Source organism: Calothrix sp. PCC 7507, from assembly GCF_000316575.1.
GTDB lineage: Bacteria > Cyanobacteriota > Cyanobacteriia > Cyanobacteriales > Nostocaceae > Fortiea.
This window is the reverse complement of record NC_019682.1, coordinates 4368234-4384962: the sequence shown is the minus strand read 5'-3', so window position 1 is coordinate 4384962 and position 16729 is coordinate 4368234. Positions and strand designations below refer to the sequence as shown.

At 38.6% G+C, this 16729-nt stretch carries 14 protein-coding genes; 8 read left to right on the top strand and 6 right to left on the bottom strand.

Annotated elements, in window-relative coordinates:
* Window positions 1-81 precede the first annotated feature (81 nt).
* Entirely contained in the window at window positions 82-306 is a 225-nt protein-coding gene (locus tag CAL7507_RS18710; RefSeq protein ID WP_015130054.1) for a hypothetical protein, read from the bottom strand.
* 215 nt (window positions 307-521) lie between these two features.
* Here CAL7507_RS18710 and CAL7507_RS18705 point away from each other — a divergent pair, with 215 nt between their 5' ends.
* Window positions 522-1322 (top strand): hypothetical protein, encoded by an 801-nt coding sequence (locus CAL7507_RS18705; protein ID WP_015130053.1) that lies wholly within the window; start codon window positions 522-524, stop codon window positions 1320-1322.
* 181 nt (window positions 1323-1503) lie between these two features.
* Here the strand turns inward: CAL7507_RS18705 and CAL7507_RS18700 are convergent, their stop codons facing one another.
* From CAL7507_RS18700 to CAL7507_RS18675, 5 genes are all read right to left on the bottom strand, one after another.
* The gene (locus tag CAL7507_RS18700; RefSeq protein ID WP_015130052.1) at window positions 1504-1695 is read right to left on the bottom strand and encodes a YqaE/Pmp3 family membrane protein; all 192 of its coding nucleotides are present in this window, start codon (window positions 1693-1695) and stop codon (window positions 1504-1506) included.
* A 141-nt stretch (window positions 1696-1836) separates the two neighbouring features.
* Complete coding sequence (locus CAL7507_RS18695) at window positions 1837-2238, bottom strand: phage holin family protein (protein ID WP_015130051.1); 402 nt, start codon at window positions 2236-2238, stop codon at window positions 1837-1839.
* Window positions 2239-2654: 416 nt separating this feature from the next.
* Window positions 2655-2978: a 2Fe-2S iron-sulfur cluster-binding protein gene (locus tag CAL7507_RS18690; protein ID WP_015130050.1), complete on the bottom strand. Its 324-nt coding sequence runs from the start codon at window positions 2976-2978 to the stop codon at window positions 2655-2657.
* Between the two features lie 164 nt (window positions 2979-3142).
* Window positions 3143-5302: a Tex family protein gene (locus CAL7507_RS18685; protein WP_015130049.1), complete on the bottom strand. Its 2160-nt coding sequence runs from the start codon at window positions 5300-5302 to the stop codon at window positions 3143-3145.
* 495 nt (window positions 5303-5797) lie between these two features.
* Window positions 5798-7966, bottom strand: coding sequence for a polysaccharide biosynthesis tyrosine autokinase (locus CAL7507_RS18675; protein ID WP_015130047.1), 2169 nt, complete (start codon window positions 7964-7966; stop codon window positions 5798-5800).
* A gap of 1618 nt (window positions 7967-9584) precedes the next feature.
* On the opposite strand from CAL7507_RS18675, the gene CAL7507_RS18670 reads away from it, so the two are divergent.
* The 7 genes from CAL7507_RS18670 to CAL7507_RS18640 all read left to right on the top strand — a co-directional run bounded on the left by CAL7507_RS18670 (window position 9585) and on the right by CAL7507_RS18640 (window position 16728).
* A complete protein-coding gene (locus tag CAL7507_RS18670; RefSeq protein ID WP_015130046.1) occupies window positions 9585-10934 on the top strand; it encodes a glycosyltransferase family 4 protein in 1350 nt (449 codons plus the stop codon).
* A 538-nt stretch (window positions 10935-11472) separates the two neighbouring features.
* Window positions 11473-11901 (top strand): hypothetical protein, encoded by a 429-nt coding sequence (locus tag CAL7507_RS18665; protein WP_015130045.1) that lies wholly within the window; start codon window positions 11473-11475, stop codon window positions 11899-11901.
* A gap of 275 nt (window positions 11902-12176) precedes the next feature.
* Window positions 12177-13019 carry an ABC transporter permease gene (locus CAL7507_RS18660; RefSeq protein ID WP_015130044.1) on the top strand — a complete coding sequence of 281 codons (843 nt, stop codon included), beginning with the start codon at window positions 12177-12179 and terminating at the stop codon, window positions 13017-13019.
* A 15-nt stretch (window positions 13020-13034) separates the two neighbouring features.
* A complete protein-coding gene (locus CAL7507_RS18655; protein ID WP_015130043.1) occupies window positions 13035-14330 on the top strand; it encodes a polysaccharide ABC transporter ATP-binding protein in 1296 nt (431 codons plus the stop codon).
* Between the two features lie 23 nt (window positions 14331-14353).
* On the top strand, window positions 14354-14785 hold the full coding sequence (locus CAL7507_RS18650) for a hypothetical protein (protein ID WP_015130042.1): 432 nt from the start codon (window positions 14354-14356) through the stop codon (window positions 14783-14785).
* Between the two features lie 6 nt (window positions 14786-14791).
* Complete coding sequence (locus CAL7507_RS18645) at window positions 14792-15907, top strand: DegT/DnrJ/EryC1/StrS aminotransferase family protein (RefSeq protein ID WP_015130041.1); 1116 nt, start codon at window positions 14792-14794, stop codon at window positions 15905-15907.
* Window positions 15904-16728: a methyltransferase, TIGR04325 family gene (locus CAL7507_RS18640; RefSeq protein ID WP_015130040.1), complete on the top strand. Its 825-nt coding sequence runs from the start codon at window positions 15904-15906 to the stop codon at window positions 16726-16728. Before CAL7507_RS18645 ends, CAL7507_RS18640 begins: the two co-directional genes overlap by 4 nt.
* Window position 16729: the final 1 nt, after the last annotated feature.

The window sequence follows — 16729 nt, the reverse complement described above, 5'->3', positions numbered from 1 at the left end:
GAGGTACATCGGTAAGGGCATGGCACTGCCATGCCCCTACACAGCGTGATATATTTTTGTACTTCATTTGAATGGGAAGCGCTATAAGGATTCAAAGTCAGATGTAAATCCAGCCCAATTTCCGCACTCTTCCTGAAAAGATTCAGCATCGCTGACATCCTCAATTTTATATGCCATGAGGCGTGTACCATTAGGCATTTTCTTAGAAGAGATACAATTACCTTGATATTTGTCTGCCAATGTTTTAAACTCAGTCGCCTTGAACTTCCAGGCTTCTTCTGAACAAGTAATATTGACTCGCCACATAATTAACTTTCAATTATTATCAGCAGCTATTAATCATCTCATAAAAAGGGAATCCAGCAAAGGTGAGATTCCCAACGTCTCAAAAAAGTCGAGAATCTCACACAATTTTCTATCTAAAGGAAGTGCCTTGCCCAAAAGAGCTACGTCATAATCAAAGTAGAGCATTATGCCTCTAAAAATTTTTATCCAAATTATCTAAATCCCCAGAGTTAAAAATGGCTGGCAACATCAAAGAGAAAATCCAAGAAGAGCTACAACAAGCTAAAGAAACTGGACACTTAAGAACTGAACGAATTCGGGAAATTGTCAAATCCGCCGTTTCGCAAGTAGCTTCTGAGTTTAAAGCAGGTTCCAGTGAAATTCGTACCATTGTTCAAGATGCTGTCTCTGCTGTAATTGAAAATTTCCAGGAAAAAGGTGGCGAACTCAAAGAAGAAGTTACAGCTTCAATTGAAGGTGCATTAGAAGGGGTAAATAGCAAACGACACGAAGCGATCGCTAAAACTCAGACAGAACTCAAGAGACTACAAGCTCAATTAGATAGCGAAGAAGAACAACTCCAGCAAGAAGTTGAGGTGATCCTAGCAGAGGTTGAAGAAACAAATAGAGAAAAATCTGCTAGTACTAAGACTGCGGTAGACTCAGCTGTGAATGCGATAAAAAATAGCGAGGAAGTATCTTTGTTAAAGAAACGTTACGCTCAACTACAAGCACAACTAGCTATTGTGCGTGCTAACTTAGCAGCACGTTACGGCGGACGTTCGGAAGAGGTTAAAGATTATTTAGATGAGGCGAAAAACTGGTATAGTCAAGCTCGTCCCCAAGCAGAAGCCTTAGCCACACAGGTAGAACAGAAGCGATCGCAGCTAGAAGATCAGATTGGTGAAGCAGGTACAGCGATCGCTAAAAAAGAACGCCAGCTTAAACAAACTTTGAGGGATTTATTGCTAGCAGCCGCAGATGTTTTCAAAGACAAAGAACCTGCGAATAAAGAAGAGCAATTGACTAAAAAATAAGTATTTTGATCATTGAAATCGTAGGGGCGGGGTTTCCCCGCCCTATTTCCCTGTTCTGGTTTCCCGCTCAACATTGCATCTGAGTGAAAATCGCTACATTAGTAGATATAAAAATAGGGTAGATAATCTCTACCCTATTTTGCTATCTATATCCGATGAGATGTTAAGTCAAACTTAAATCCTAGTAAATGCTTCCCTGTCTACCCAATTGTTCCTCATGCTTGGCAATAACCCAGACTGCATGAATACTACCAGGAAGCCAGCCTAGAAGTGTCAGTAAAACGTTAATCAGTAGAGTGGGACCGACGCCAACTGTTAGAAACACGCCTAAAGGAGGCACTAACAAACCGAGAAGAAAACGAACTAATTTCATGATTTTGGTACTACAGTTATGTGATTTTATTGGGTTACATTCTTTTGCAGATGCCGAATTAGAAAATCTGCCTAATAAATTATCTTAATTCGGAGATATTAGGGGGTAGAAACTCATTCACACTTCTACTCCCACTGATACTTATCTAGAAGGTAATTCACCTGAGGTTTTGATATCGCCACTGCTGTTGAGAATAAGATTTTTCTCGGCGAAGTATTTGTTGATGAAGGTGTTAGCGAAAGATAGAATCACTGGACCGAGAAGAAAAGCGATTATTCCGTGAACTGAGAACCCAGGAACCAGTACTGCTGCTAACCAGAAACATAAACCGTTGATCACGAGGGAAAATGCTCCCAATGTGAGAAAGTTAAGAGGTAGAGAAAGAGTGGCGAGAACTGGCTTAACTGAACCGTTAATTAGTCCAATCACTAAAGCAGCAATCAAAGCTGCAGGGAAATTAGCGATATTAACGCCGGGAACGACTAAATCGACAATCAGTAAGCTTAAAGCTGTAGCGAGCGCAGTAAAGAACATTGTCCACATGGTTTTCACCTAAAAAAGTTAGAGATGGATGGTTTGTTTGAAACTCCTGATACCATCTTTAACAATTTGCTCGACTTCAACATCTCTTACAAGATAGATCCAGCTTCTACCACTGGGTAGATTGTTTTAAGTAAGGCGGTGCGAATAAAACTAACTGGCAGGGTTTATCATTTGTCATTAGTCATTTGTAAGAGGATGTTTTAAAAGGGTCTTTCCATGTCATATTTCACTCCGCTAGGCTGCGTTCAACATCTCAGTATGCGCCCAAAACCTAGATTCTTCCTTACGCTACGCTCTAGTCTGAATGACAAAATTATACCTTCTCGGACTTTACAAACATCCTCTAAGGGTTTTAGGCATATTTAGATTTTTTAACATATCTGAGTTTATTCTTGCCGACTTATTTACCACAGCGTTTACTGTTGATAGTAAAGCGAGGTTTTATATAAAACTTGTTCTTGATGAGTTTCTAAAGTGCAGTCAGACAAGGGGTAACTTACACAAGTAACAACATAACTAGCTTGTATTTCTTGGGGACGCAGAAATTTTTGCTCACTTTGATCAACTTCACCGCTGACAAGTTTGGCTACACAAGCAGAACATTCACCTTGTTTACACCCAGATGGTAGGCGAATACCAACGTCTTCGGCAATGTCGAGAATATATTGATCATCTGGTACTTGAATAGTGCGATCTAACTCAATTGCTGGATTGATCAGTCGAACTTGATAAACTGTCATTTGCTCTTACCTATATTTATTCCCTCTTTGAGGTGCTTTCACAATCCAGTGTACGATATCGAGGGCGGGGAAACCCCGCGCCCCTACAGATCTTGCGATTTAAAACTGTACCTCACTTATCTGAAAACTGCTGTAAGATTGTTCACGATTTTTAGATGAACAAGTTATTGGTTTACTGCTTTCATCGATAAACTAATCCGCTTGAGTTTCTCATTAACTTCTAACACTTTTACCTTCACAACTTGTCCCACTTTGACAATTTTCTTGGGATCATCTACGAATCTATCAGCCAGTTGAGAGATATGCACCAAGCCATCCTGATGTACGCCAATATCAACAAATGCGCCAAAGTTAGCAACATTTGTCACCATACCTTCTAGTTCCATTCCTACCTGTAAATCCTTAATTTCTGTAACCCCCTCTTTGAAACTGGCATACTTAAATTCAGCACGAGGATCTCTTCCTGGCTTTTCTAATTCACTGAGGATATCGCGGAGTGTTGGTTCGCCTACGGTATCGGTGACATATTTCTTGAGGTTGGTTTTTTGGAGTTTTTCGGCAATTTGAGTCACCTGATTTAAGGATACATTGAGATCAGATGCGATCGCCTCTACTAGTGAATAACTCTCTGGATGCACTGCTGTATTATCCAAAGGATTCTCTCCGTTGCGAATCCGCAGAAATCCCGCAGCTTGTTCAAAGGCTTTTGGGCCTAACTTTGGCACCTTCAAAAGTTGACGACGATTTTTAAAGACTCCATGTTCATTGCGATAGGTGACAATATTATTGGCGACTGAGGCTGTAATACCCGAAACAAAAGTCAGCAGTTCTTTAGAAGCTGTGTTTAAGTCTACACCCACATAATTAACGCAGCTTTCGACAGTTTCATCCAACTTCTTTTTCAACAACTTCTGATCAACGTCGTGCTGATATTGTCCCACGCCAATCGACTTGGGATCGATTTTCACCAGTTCCGCTAGAGGATCTTGCAAACGGCGACCAATACTAATAGCACCGCGCACGGTAATATCTAAATCAGGAAACTCTTCTAATGCTACTTTACTGGCAGAATATATAGATGCGCCAGATTCATTTACCATCACTTTAATTGGTTGACGTTCCATAGCTTGCAAAATTTGAGAGACAAACTCTTCTGTCTCACGGGAAGCTGTCCCGTTACCAATTGCTATTAACTCAACCTGGTAATTTTCAATCATTTTTTTGATAGTTTGTGCAGCTTTATTGCGTTGTTCTGCTGCTTGATGGGGGAACACGGCTTGATATTCCAAAAATTTCCCAGTCTGATCGAGTACTGCGACTTTACACCCAGTTCTAAACCCCGGATCTATTGCTAGAGTAGGTTTCATCCCCGCTGGTGCAGATAGTAGCAACTCTCTAAGGTTAGTTTCAAAGGTTTTAATTGACTCAATATCAGCGTAGGTTTTCTTAAGGGAAATTACTTCTCCCATGAGAGAAGCTTTCATCAAACGATTAAAAGCATCTTTTAGCATCGCCTGATAAAAATCACGAATTGATCGGACTTTTGTTTTAATTTCCTGCGACTCCAGATAGGAAAGTACTACATCCTCATCAAAGGTAATTTCAAAATTCAATACTCCCTCAGTTTCACCCCGACACAACGCCAATATATTGTGGGGTGCAATATTTTTCACGCGAATCTGATAGTTGCGGTACATTTCAAATTTTGTTGTACCTTCAGGATGATCACCTTTGATGCGGGAAACAAATATTCCAGACTCTAGCAGGTAGTCGCGGATATATGCCCGTAACTCAGCTTTTTCTGCTACTTCTTCCGCTAAAATATCAGCAGCACCTTTGAGTGCTTCTTCTGGTGTCTTCACTGCCTTTTCTTCAGAAACATATTTCGCTGCTTCTACGTCCAGGGAAGCTGATACATAATTCTTAACATTCAGTGATTTGATGAACTCCGCTAGAGGTTCTAATCCTTTCTCTCTGGCGATAGTAGCGCGGGTGCGACGCTTAGTTTTGTAAGGTAAGTATAAATCCTCAAGCTCAGTTTTTTGTAAACAGGATGCGATTTTTGCTTGGAGTTCATCAGTGAGTTTACCTTGTGTGGCGATCGCATTTAAAATTACTACTTTCCGTTCCTCCAATTCATTTAAGTAGTTATACCTATCTGCTAAATCACGCAGTTGGACTTCATTCATCTCCTCAGTGCGCTCTTTGCGGTAACGTGCAATAAACGGAATCGTCGCACCCTCCGCAAAAAGTTCCAGCGCATTTTGCACCTGATAGGGTTTGAGGTTTAGTTCAGTTGCCAGTAGTTGAGGAATGTTCAGCATTGGGGATCTAAGTTGAAAAAACTACTTCTCAAGGTAGTATGCTAGATGGTTATCCCATTGCTAGCATATGGTGTTAAGCTAATGTACCAGATGGTTGCGAAATCTCCACTCTCTACGCTGCTATTTTATATAGCGAATTGTGGCCGAATTCTGATTTAATACAAAATTAACCACAATTTTAATCCCCTTATATCAACTTTCTACCTTTGATTTCAGAGGTTTGTAGACATGCCTTTGTTTTTTTTGGTTACGCTTTTTACAGGTTTAATAACGGGCTATTTCGTTAGGAAATCTAATGACGAAATAGCGTACATTGCTGGCGTATTTGCAATTGTCTGCCTGGTTTTTAGTTTGGTCTTAGCGCCTTGGCAAATTCAGCTAATGCTGTTAATTTTCGTCATCGTGAGTACTAATAAATTTTTGTCAGAAAAAGATTAAAAATGAACTAAAATTGTAGGAAAGCGACCAAAAAAACTATTGGTCAACAGTCAACAATTAATAATCACTGACATTGCTCTTTTGACCATTGCCAACAACACCTAAGACGTTCACGGGAGAAATTGTGAGATTATCCAAAGTTCGCTGTACTATCGAAGAGTTTGTTTGATCAATTCTTACTACTAGCAAAATACCATCAGTATGGGGTGCTAGCAGATTAGCATCAGCGAGTTTCAGCAAGGGGGGAACATCATAAATTACCAAGTCAAAGGTGTCATGAAAATCTGCCATCAATTGCTTCATTTTGTCTGAAGAAAGCAACTTTGTTGGGTCTAATGGTATAGCGCCTGCAGTAATCACAGATAATTGATTCATAGAAGGTAATTGCTGAATCACTTCCCCAATTGGCAAGTTGCTAGAAATTAAATTACTCAGTCCCCACAGGTTATTTAAATCTGATAAGGTGTGGATTACAGGTTGACGTAGATTGGCATCCACCAGTAGCACTCGCTGTCCCATTGCCGTAGCTATTTGCGCCAGATGGAAGGCAATTGTAGACTTACCATCGCCAGGCATAGCGGAAGCTGTAATTATAGAGTGAATTGGGCGATCGCAATTGAGTAGTTGAATATTAGTACACAATACCCGTAAAGCTTCTAAAAATTGTGCTGAGTAGTTGCTGTAGTCTTCATTGGGGATGACACTCAGCGCAGAAACGCCTGCTGGTAATGGATCAGGTACTCTAACAGCAGGTATTATTGGATTGGAAGTTTGGCGTTGACTATTTTGAACTTGCTGTTCAAAGGGAATATTTCCTAACAACGGTAACTTGATATTCTCTTTCAAAGCATGGATATTGTGGTATGTCTTATCAAACTTTTCCATCAGTAAGGCTATACCAATTCCGCTAGCTAAACTCATACCTAATCCTACTAATAGATTACGTCTAACATCTGCAATAACTACGGGTTTTTGAGGCTGATTTGGTGCCTGAATTAACTGCCAACCAAGTTTTGTTTGTGATATTTGAATTTGGAGGTTTTCGCGAGTGGATAGAAACCGATTTAAGCTTTCAGTACTAATTTGAAATTTTCGCTGTAGTTCTGTGTATTGCCGTGCTAGGATTGGCAGTTGTTTACGTTTTTCTTCAAGTTTTTGTTCTACTTTAGCTATTTCTTGACTCTGCACTTCTAGAGTTTGTACCTGAGTTAGTAACTCGGCAAATTTCACATCTAAAAAACGCTTTGCTTCTTGGTTAAGCAATAGTAATAAACTTTTTCGTTTCTCCTGTAATATTTGAATGCTAGGATTTTCTTCCTGTAAACGAGTTGATTCGGTAGCAATCTGAGCATCTAATTGGCGTATTTGAATTAATAACTGCTGATATAACACAGCATTATTTAGTGCTGCTTTCTCACCATCTTTTTCTTGTAGAATAGCCAAATTACTACGAGCTTGTGCTAACTCCCGGTCAATTTTTTGTCTTTGTTCAGATAATGAACTAACTTGAACAGTAATTTGTGATGCCTGGGTTTCTGGGTCAATAAAATCATATTTTTGGCGAAAAATTTGTAATTCTTGTTGAATCCTATCAACTCGATTCTGTATTAATGGCAGTTGTTTTTCAACAAACTTAATTCCCTGAGTCAATTTTGTTTGTCGTTTTTCAGAACTGTATTTGATGTAATCCTGAGCAATTCTATCTAGGACGAATTTAATCTTATGAGGATTTTGACTTCGATAACTGACTTCTATAATCTTGGTTTCATCTAGCCGAATAATAGTTAAATATTTGTTCAGAGAATCATAAGTTATGTCTGGATAATAAGCTTGCAACCTTTTAATAATACTCCCCATCATTTCTGGACTCTTAAGCACCTGTATTTGACTTTCATAATCTAGGCTAGTAATCTGTCCTATATTAGGGTCTTTAACTATTTCTAAAACTTTCGTGTCTTCGTTTACAGGTTCCACTAACAACCGAAAACTCCCTTTATATTCTGGTGCTTTTTGGTTGAGCTTCATCCCGACTAAAAAAGTAATCATTACAACAGTAGCTACCCCGGAAATTACTAGCGATCGCCGTCGTACAATACTCAGAAATTCCTGAAAATTCCAATCATTTCCTGGTTCTTCAGACACCGGAAAAAATTGTGTCTGTAGATATTGAGATAAAGCATTTCTCTTCTGATCAGAATTTGCAAACTGTGAGGAATTATTCTCCATAATTTGATGTGCTTTTCTAGAGTGTTAACCGCATCTAAATTAAAAATGGTCGATTTTGCTGATTGCTTCCAGTAAATCTATCAGTAGACATAGTGTAATTCGGGTGCATCCCAGTTTTTATTATGCAGAAGGAGAAAAACCAAAATGTCATTGCGAGGAGGAACGACGAAGCAATCGCATAGACTTGTTATGAGTGGAAAATCTTGCGATTGCTTGTCTGCGACACGCTCCGCGAACGCTTCACTTCGTTATGCTCGCAATGACGGAGCATTTAAAAAAGTGGGATGCTCCCGTGTAATTCATCCTTAAACATAGCCTACAGTAAACTGCTAGTAACTATGACTTTAAATACTTCATTCTTTAGATAGAAGCCAATATTTTTATTTGATAAATCATTATCATGCTCGATAAAGACATATCATCACATCAATTATTTTGAGATTTATCTATGCCACTGGATAGAAGAAAATAAAACTAAAATACTCAGGTCTCTATTTATTAATTAGGTATTTAAATTAAATAAATATTTTTGATATTTACCCAGCTATTCGTTCAGATATCGATAAGTTTATTTAATTAAATTTTTACTTTTTTATTGCTTGGGATAGAAGACAATCAGGGTATAGACACGAATTTGACTGCTTCTATTTCCATAGATAGAAGAAAACTGAGTATGAGAGAATAATCAATTTCCCAGGTATACTTACGTCGGATATGACTGATTATTATTTTTGTCATTGCCACTACCATCAAAGGCTAAACACAAGCTTTAGGAATAATATTTACATTTAATCAATATACTTAACTAAGTAATATTATCAGATACTAAAAGTATCATTGTTTTCTGGTAATTACTTTTTGCTAAAACAAAATCATCTCTTTATAAAGAATTTGTTTAAGGAAATATTTATTACATAAATTTTCCATAAAGTATCCAAGTTAAATTGAAACATGGTATTCTAAGAGAAAATTACATGTAAGCAGAAATTTAAAACTTAGTATTCTAGTAAAAAATACATGTAGTTAAAAAATCAATCCAGTTCCGTCCTGCAACGATATCTCAAATTCAATTCACTCAGATACTCCGACACTTCTGTGTGGATGTAGTTCAAAGTCGTGGTTAATGCCGTTTGGAAACCTGTAGAGTAGCTTGTGGTGTGAACTGTCTGTTCTTACTAGCGATTTCCCTTGTCTAGTGCATTTTCCAATCTAGAGAAACCGCGCCTACAAAATTGCATGAGTGAAAATTTTTATTAATCAGCTGTATTGCAAGAAAGGCTTACAGATGTTTTGTTTTGGTTAGCCTGAGATAATTTTCGCATGTTGATTAATACATCAGCTAAAACACAATGAACCTCTGAAAAAACTACTTCTAAGTAGCTTTGAACATGCGCTCATGACCAGCCTTTTCATAGCAACTAATAGTTTGTAGTGCATCCCATTTTGGCAAATAGCCCATCAGGCTAAAAGCCTGAAAATATACAAACAAAGCCTGCAAAGGTAGGCTTTGTTCATGTAGCAATATCCTAGAAGGGTATTTCTGAGAAAACGGGATGCGCTGATAGTTTGAGTAGTTCAATAACTTCTGAAATCAAATTTTTATAGTAGGATGCAGCCGATGAGACTTAATGAATGGATTAATCAAAAAACGTTTCAATCCATTTCTACTCGGTTAGAAGTGAAAGAGAAACATGCTCTACAAACTCAACAATCTATCAAATTGTCTGTAATCACCCAATTTTTTCCTCCAGACTATGCTGCTACGGGACAGTTAATTGACGAACTTGTGAAATATTTAGGACAACAAGGCATAGACATTGAGGTGTTTACAAGTCAACCAGGATATGCGTTTCAATCTCCTATAGCTCCAGCAGTGGAACACTCAGGTAGTGTGCGAATTCAGCGATCGCGTACTGCTCAACTCTGGCCGGGAAGGATTCGCGGCAAAACCGTCAATGGTGTGTTATATACTTTACGCGCTGCGCTGTATATGCTGCGAGCTTGGCGGCGCAGCAATGTCTTGTTACTAACTACTGCTCCCCCATTTTTGCCAGTTATTGGTTATTTAATTCATCTGTTGTTCCGACTTCCCTATGTCTGCATACTTTATGACCTGTATCCAGATATTGCGATCGCTTTAGGGGTAATCTCTAAGCGGAATTGGCTAGCACGATGCTGGCAAACTATTAATCAACAGATTTGGCTAAATGCTAAGGGTATTGTGGTTCTGAGTCCAGCGATGAAACAGCAAGTGGCAGCGAATTATCCCCAAATTGCTGAGAAAATTTCTGTGATTCAAAGTTGGGCAGATCCTGAATGGATTATGCCTATTGCCAAACAAGAAAATTGGTTTGCTTGGAAATATAACCTAGTGAAAAAGTTCACCGTACTCTACTCCGGCAATATGGGTAGATGTCATGATATGACCACTATATTGGCAGCTGCGAAACAACTACAAGATGAGCCGATTCAGTTTGTATGTATTGGTGGTGGAGCAAAACGCGATGACCTGATTGAAGAGGTAAATCAATTAGGTTTGAGCAACTTCTTATTTCTACCTTATCAAGATAAGCAGGTACTACCGTATTCTCTCACAGCTTGTGATTTGTCACTTGTGAGTGTAGATGCATCAACAGAAAGTTTAATTGTACCTAGCAAACTGTATTCAGCTTTAGCATCAGGACGACCAGTAGCGGTGATTTGTTCACATCGTTCATATCTGAGGCAACTGATTGCAGAAGCCAACTGTGGCGGCACATTTGATAATGGAGACAGTCAAGGTCTGGCTGAATTTATTCGCTTGCTCTACAGCGATCGCCAATTAGGTGAAAGTATGGGTAGAGCAGGCCGGCAATATTTGCGATCGCACTTTACACCAAAGATTATATCTCAACAATACTTTGATGTTTTGCAACAAGCAATCTTATCGGATGGGGCGATCGCTATGTCTCAAAGTCATACACAGTAATGCATTAGGGTGTTTTGTTTTGATTGGATATTAATGGATTGATGGTAGGTGCTAACAAAACAATTGTGTACGTCACTGCATTGAATAGATTCTCTGGCTTATAGCAGCCCAGAAGGTGGCAAGTGGAGTCCTTGTTAAAGATGTCAGGCATTTTCATAGTAAAAATCATAAAATTAGCAGCCAAAATGGCGATACTTTTAGTAATTAATCTGGTTAAATATAATTATGCTTAAAAGCTCAGGATTTATCCCATATGTCAAAAATATTAATTCAGGATTAATCACAAAAATTATACCAATTTGCCAAAATAATGTAACCGATAAATCGTAGGGGCGGGGAAACCCAGTCCTTCAAGGTAATCCATGTTTTGCAAACATTATTTGGATTGGTATTAGAATAGCCAAACTTAATTGTATTTCCCTAATTAAATAGTTAAGTTATACATTTAGGATATGGGCTTTGATGGTCATTTTGATCTCAGTCCTGTCAACATAACCTTCCTGGATTTGTTGTTTATTAACTGATGTGGGAGGTCAAATTGCAGAAAAGGTGTGACCGAAATCGTAACCGTTCAAAACGTCGAAATATCTGCTGTCTAGTACATGGTTGCTATCTCGATAGCATGAGTCAAAAATACCCATTATTTGCTGACCAACCAGGACAGTTGCAGCAACGAGGTATGAGTCGGCGCAGAGCATTGATGTTAGTAGCAACCCAAACTACAGTGCCGATAGAGGGAGAATGGTTAGAAGCTTTTTGGTGCGATCGCTGCCAACAAACCAAATGGTATCACGTTCTGAAGCGCAATGAATGCACCTATGCACTAACAGCCGCACCCCAAGAACTTTGGCAGCAAGTAACAGGAGTCATTAATCCATATGGTAATCCTTCCGTCAGCGAATTTAGTCGCAGACATGCCAAACAACTTGGCTATTACAGCATCAAAGATTTCCATTTTCTAGATTAATATATCGTTAACTGTTGACGGTTAATGCTTATCAGTCATCAGGTAAATATAGCAATCCGATTTGATTTAAAAAAAATCTAAGTATTTGTAGTGGCGTGACAAGGCTAAAATGTTGCATTAATATAAGTCCTATCCGCGTTCATCCGCGTTCATCCGCGTTTAATTCCATCCCAATATAATGCACAAATTTAGGCTTGCCACGCCAGTCTGAAAGCTTTGGTGCTGATTATTCCATCTTCAAGGGCTAACAACAAATGACCAATGACAACTCACTTATGAATAGCCAAAAAATCACATCCCAGCCAGAGTTAGTGATTGAAGCTGGACGTACAGAGCGCCAATATTGGCAAGATATATGGCGCTATCGTGAACTCTTATATTTTCTAGCTTGGCGTGACATTTTGGTACGCTACAAGCAGACAGTAATTGGCATAGCCTGGGCACTAATTCGACCATTTTTAACGATGGTGGTATTTAGTGTCGTGTTTGGACAATTAGCAAAATTACCATCAGAGGGAGTGCCATATCCAATTTTAGTATTTACCGCCATGTTACCCTGGCAGTTTTTTGCCAATGCACTGAGTGAATCTAGCAACAGTTTAATTAGCAATGCCAATTTGATATCTAAAGTTTATTTTCCCCGTCTAATAGTGCCCATCAGTGCGGTAATTGTCAGTTTTGTAGACTTTATGATTTCTGGCATCATTTTGTTGGGACTAATGGCTTGCTATAACTTTGTTCCCAGTTGGCAAATATTAACACTGCCTTTATTTATTATCCTAGCCTTTGCCGCTTCTATAGGAGTAGGGTTATGGCTATCAGCGTTAACTGTAGAATATCGTGATTTCCGTTATATTGTGCCATTTATTGTTCAGTTTGGCTTATATATATCGCCTGTAGGCTTTAGTAGCAGGATTGTGCCTGAGAATTTACGTTTGCTCTATTCTATCAACCCAATGGTTGGTGTAATTGACGGCTTTCGCTGGGCAATTTTAGCTGGAGAATCAAAACTATATTGGCCTGGATTTATCCTATCTGTAGCATTAGTTATTTTCTTACTATCAAGTGGTATCTGGTACTTCCGTAAAACAGAACGGACGTTTGCTGACGTAATTTAGCGAGGAGTTGATTACGTGTCAGACACAGTAATTCGCGTAGAAAACTTAGGTAAAAAATATATTATTGGACATCAGCAAGAAGGTGCCAGATATAAAGCCCTTAGAGATGTAATTACTGATGGAGCCAAGTCTATTACTAAAAAGCTTATCAACCCAGCCACTCAAAAAATATCTGACCCAAATCGTGAGGAATTTTGGGCATTAAATGATGTTTCTTTTGAGATTAAACAAGGTGAAGCTATTGGTATTATTGGACGTAATGGAGCAGGTAAATCGACCCTATTAAAAATTCTGAGCAGAATTACAGAACCTACCGTTGGATGCATCACTATTAAAGGACGAGTAGCAAGTTTATTAGAAGTAGGGACAGGATTTCATCCCGAATTGACTGGGCGAGAAAACATCTACCTTAACGGTGTGATTCTGGGGATGAATAAAACTGAGATCAAGAAAAAATTCGATGAGATTGTGGACTTTGCTGAAGTAGAGAAATTTTTAGATACTCCAGTTAAACGCTACTCCTCTGGGATGTATGTCCGCCTTGCTTTTGCAGTCGCAGCCCATTTAGAACCAGAGATTTTAATTGTCGATGAAGTCCTAGCCGTAGGCGATTCTGGATTTCAAAAAAAGTGCTTGGGAAAAATGGAAGATGTCACTACAAAACAAGGACGAACGGTCTTATTTGTTAGTCATAGTATGCAAGCTATTTCCCAATTTACTAAGCACTGTATACTGCTATCTCAAGGTAGCGTGAAATTTGATGGACATACCGACAAAGCAGTAAGGTTATATATCGCTGGACAAAAAGCATTTGGTGAACAAGCAGCTTATTATCAATCCCCTACAAATAAAATAGGAAATTACTTAGCTTGGGCGCGTGTAAATCCTTCCGAAAGAGAGGGTATACACATTTGCGGAAAACCTATAACTTTCGAGTTTGCACTACACATAACTCAACCCCATGAAAGCCTATGGTTTAGTTTTCAAGTAGTTAATGATTTACAACAAGCTATTTGTATTTTCTGGTTTGATGATTCCCGCGCTACTTTTCGTCGAGAGCCAGGAACATTTATTCTCAGATGCCAAATACCAAAATTTAGGCTTTATATGGGTTCATACACTTTAGCAACTTGGTTTGCCGAACGCCGTAGCAATACTGTATTAGAATACCTCACTAATATTTGTCCATTTGAAGTTAGTATGCACAGTATTCAGCGCGATGAATACGAATGGGAACCGGATGAATGTACTTACTTAGAAGATGCTACTTGGGAAGCAGTTAAATTCATAGATGGAAAAAATAACAAATAACAAATAACTACCTACTGAATTTCATGATTGAAAAAATCATTGATCATAATCAGCTACTTGCCTTAATTATTTCCCAAAAATTTCACGCACCAGGTATTCATTTTTTCACACCGAATGAACTATCTCAACAGTTAGCTTATATGCACCATCCAGCGGGGAAAGTCATTCAACCCCATATCCACAATTCTTTTGTTCGAGAAGTGCAATATACCCAGGAAGTGTTGTTTATCAAAAAAGGTAAGCTGCGCGTAGATTTTTATAATAACCAACAGCAGTACTTGGAAAGCCGTATTTTAGAAGCGGCAGATGTCATTCTCCTCGTTGCTGGCGGTCATGGCTTTGAGGTTCTAGAAGAAATTGAAATGATTGAAGTCAAGCAGGGGCCTTATGTGGGTGAGCAAGACAAAACCAGGTTTATTGGCATTAACTCTAAGGAAACCAAAATTATTCAATAAACAACAATGAACTTAATTCCAGTCAACGAGCCATTATTGAATGGTAATGAGAAAAAATACCTGAATGAGTGCATTGAAACAGGTTGGATTTCTTCTGAAGGGCCATTTGTCAAACAATTTGAAGAGCTATTTGCTTCCCGTATGGGACGCAGACATGGCATTGCTGTCAGTAATGGTTCTGTTGCTCTCGAAGCTGCAGTTGTTGCATTAGGAATCAGTCACGGGGATGAAGTCATTCTGCCCACATTCACAATTATTTCTTGTGCTGCTGCTATTGTTCGCGCTGGTGCTATACCGGTGGTGGTAGATTGTCAGCCTGACACCTGGAATATGGATGTTAGCCAGATTGAAGCCAAAATCACACCTAAAACTAAAGCAATCATGGTTGTTCATATCTATGGATTACCTGTAGATATGGAACCATTGTTAATTTTGGCTAACAGATATGGGCTACAAATTATTGAAGATGCAGCCCAGATGCACGGACAAATCTATAAAGGTCGTCCCTGCGGTAGTTTTGGTGCTATTAGTACTTTTAGCTTTTACCCAAACAAGCACATCACCACTGGCGAAGGCGGAATGGTGCTGACCGATGATGACAACTTAGCAGAGCATTGTCGTGCTTTACGCAATTTGTGCTTCCAACCCCAAAAACGTTTTCTTCATGAAGAATTAGGCTGGAATTTGCGTTTGAGCAATTTGCAAGCGGCTTTGGGAGTGGCTCAACTGGAACGATTAGACGAATTTGTGCTGCGTAAACGACACATTGGCCAACGCTACACAGAACTACTATCAAACATACCTAGTTTACAACTGCCGTTACCACAAACAGACTATGCAGATAACATTTATTGGGTATATGGTTTGGTGTTGAAAGATGACGTACCTTTTGATGCAGAAGAGGCGATGCGGCGTCTAGCTCAACATAAAATAGGCACTCGTCCTTTTTTTTGGTGTATGCATGAACAGCCAGTTTTCCGCAACAAAAGATTGTTTGATGGAGTGTCTTGTCCTGTAGCAGAAAGAATTGCTCGTCGTGGTTTTTATATTCCTAGTGGGATGGCATTGACGGATGTACAAATTGAGCAAGTAGTAGAGATTATTATCAAAATCCTAAAATGAAGAGAGTGATTAAGGCAATTCCGTTTACAAAAGCGACATACCAATATTTTCAGAAGTTAAACTATGAACGTTGGTTTGCTACTGAAGGATATAGTTGTTTCCGGGGAGTTTTTGATAACTTTGAGCAAGCCATTGAATCAGCACCTAAAACTAAACCTCTTGGTTATGATCATGATCAGCTTGCTAAAGAATATCAACGAATGGCGGAGTTAGGAAATTGGGAATATAGTAAACGTGTGATTACTACCTACGATTATCCTGTTTTATTTTGGTTGAATAATATCTTGGCATCTAATAATATAAATACCATTTTTGATTTTGGTGGTAATGTAGGTATTCATTTTTATGCTTATAAAAAGTATTTAAATTTAGATAACTTGACATGGACAGTTTGTGATGTGTCTGCAATCATTAATGCAGGCGAGCAACTAGCTCAAAAAAGAGAGGAACAAAATTTATTATTTACTTCATCTTTCCAAGATGCCAATAATAAAAATATTTTTGTGGCATCAGGTTCAGTGCAATATATAGAAGATTTCTTTTTAAAGATAGCTCATTTATGTACTAAGCCTATACATATTTTGCTCAACCGTTTACCTATATATGCTGGCAAAGAATTTGTGACCTTACAAAATGGTGGACAGGTTTTTTACCCTCAATATGTATTCAATCATCAAAGTTTTGTTGCCAAATTCAGTAACCTTGGCTATGAATTAATTGATATTTGGGAAGACAGGGTAGATAGCTGTATAATTCCCTTTTATCCTGAGAATTCAGTGCCTTTATATCATGGAATTTATTTTAAATTACGGCATTTATAAA

What these genes read in the sequence shown, in the direction of transcription:
- CAL7507_RS18710 (WP_015130054.1), bottom strand. Translation starts at nt 306, where the DNA reads ATGTGGCGAGTCAATATTACTTGTTCAGAAGAAGCCTGGAAGTTCAAG.
- CAL7507_RS18705 (WP_015130053.1), top strand. Translation starts at nt 522, where the DNA reads ATGGCTGGCAACATCAAAGAGAAAATCCAAGAAGAGCTACAACAAGCT.
- CAL7507_RS18700 (WP_015130052.1), bottom strand. Translation starts at nt 1,695, where the DNA reads ATGAAATTAGTTCGTTTTCTTCTCGGTTTGTTAGTGCCTCCTTTAGGC.
- CAL7507_RS18695 (WP_015130051.1), bottom strand. Translation starts at nt 2,238, where the DNA reads ATGTGGACAATGTTCTTTACTGCGCTCGCTACAGCTTTAAGCTTACTG.
- CAL7507_RS18690 (WP_015130050.1), bottom strand. Translation starts at nt 2,978, where the DNA reads ATGACAGTTTATCAAGTTCGACTGATCAATCCAGCAATTGAGTTAGAT.
- CAL7507_RS18685 (WP_015130049.1), bottom strand. Translation starts at nt 5,302, where the DNA reads ATGCTGAACATTCCTCAACTACTGGCAACTGAACTAAACCTCAAACCC.
- CAL7507_RS18675 (WP_015130047.1), bottom strand. Translation starts at nt 7,966, where the DNA reads ATGGAGAATAATTCCTCACAGTTTGCAAATTCTGATCAGAAGAGAAAT.
- CAL7507_RS18670 (WP_015130046.1), top strand. Translation starts at nt 9,585, where the DNA reads ATGAGACTTAATGAATGGATTAATCAAAAAACGTTTCAATCCATTTCT.
- CAL7507_RS18660 (WP_015130044.1), top strand. Translation starts at nt 12,177, where the DNA reads ATGAATAGCCAAAAAATCACATCCCAGCCAGAGTTAGTGATTGAAGCT.
- CAL7507_RS18650 (WP_015130042.1), top strand. Translation starts at nt 14,354, where the DNA reads ATGATTGAAAAAATCATTGATCATAATCAGCTACTTGCCTTAATTATT.
- CAL7507_RS18645 (WP_015130041.1), top strand. Translation starts at nt 14,792, where the DNA reads ATGAACTTAATTCCAGTCAACGAGCCATTATTGAATGGTAATGAGAAA.
- CAL7507_RS18640 (WP_015130040.1), top strand. Translation starts at nt 15,904, where the DNA reads ATGAAGAGAGTGATTAAGGCAATTCCGTTTACAAAAGCGACATACCAA.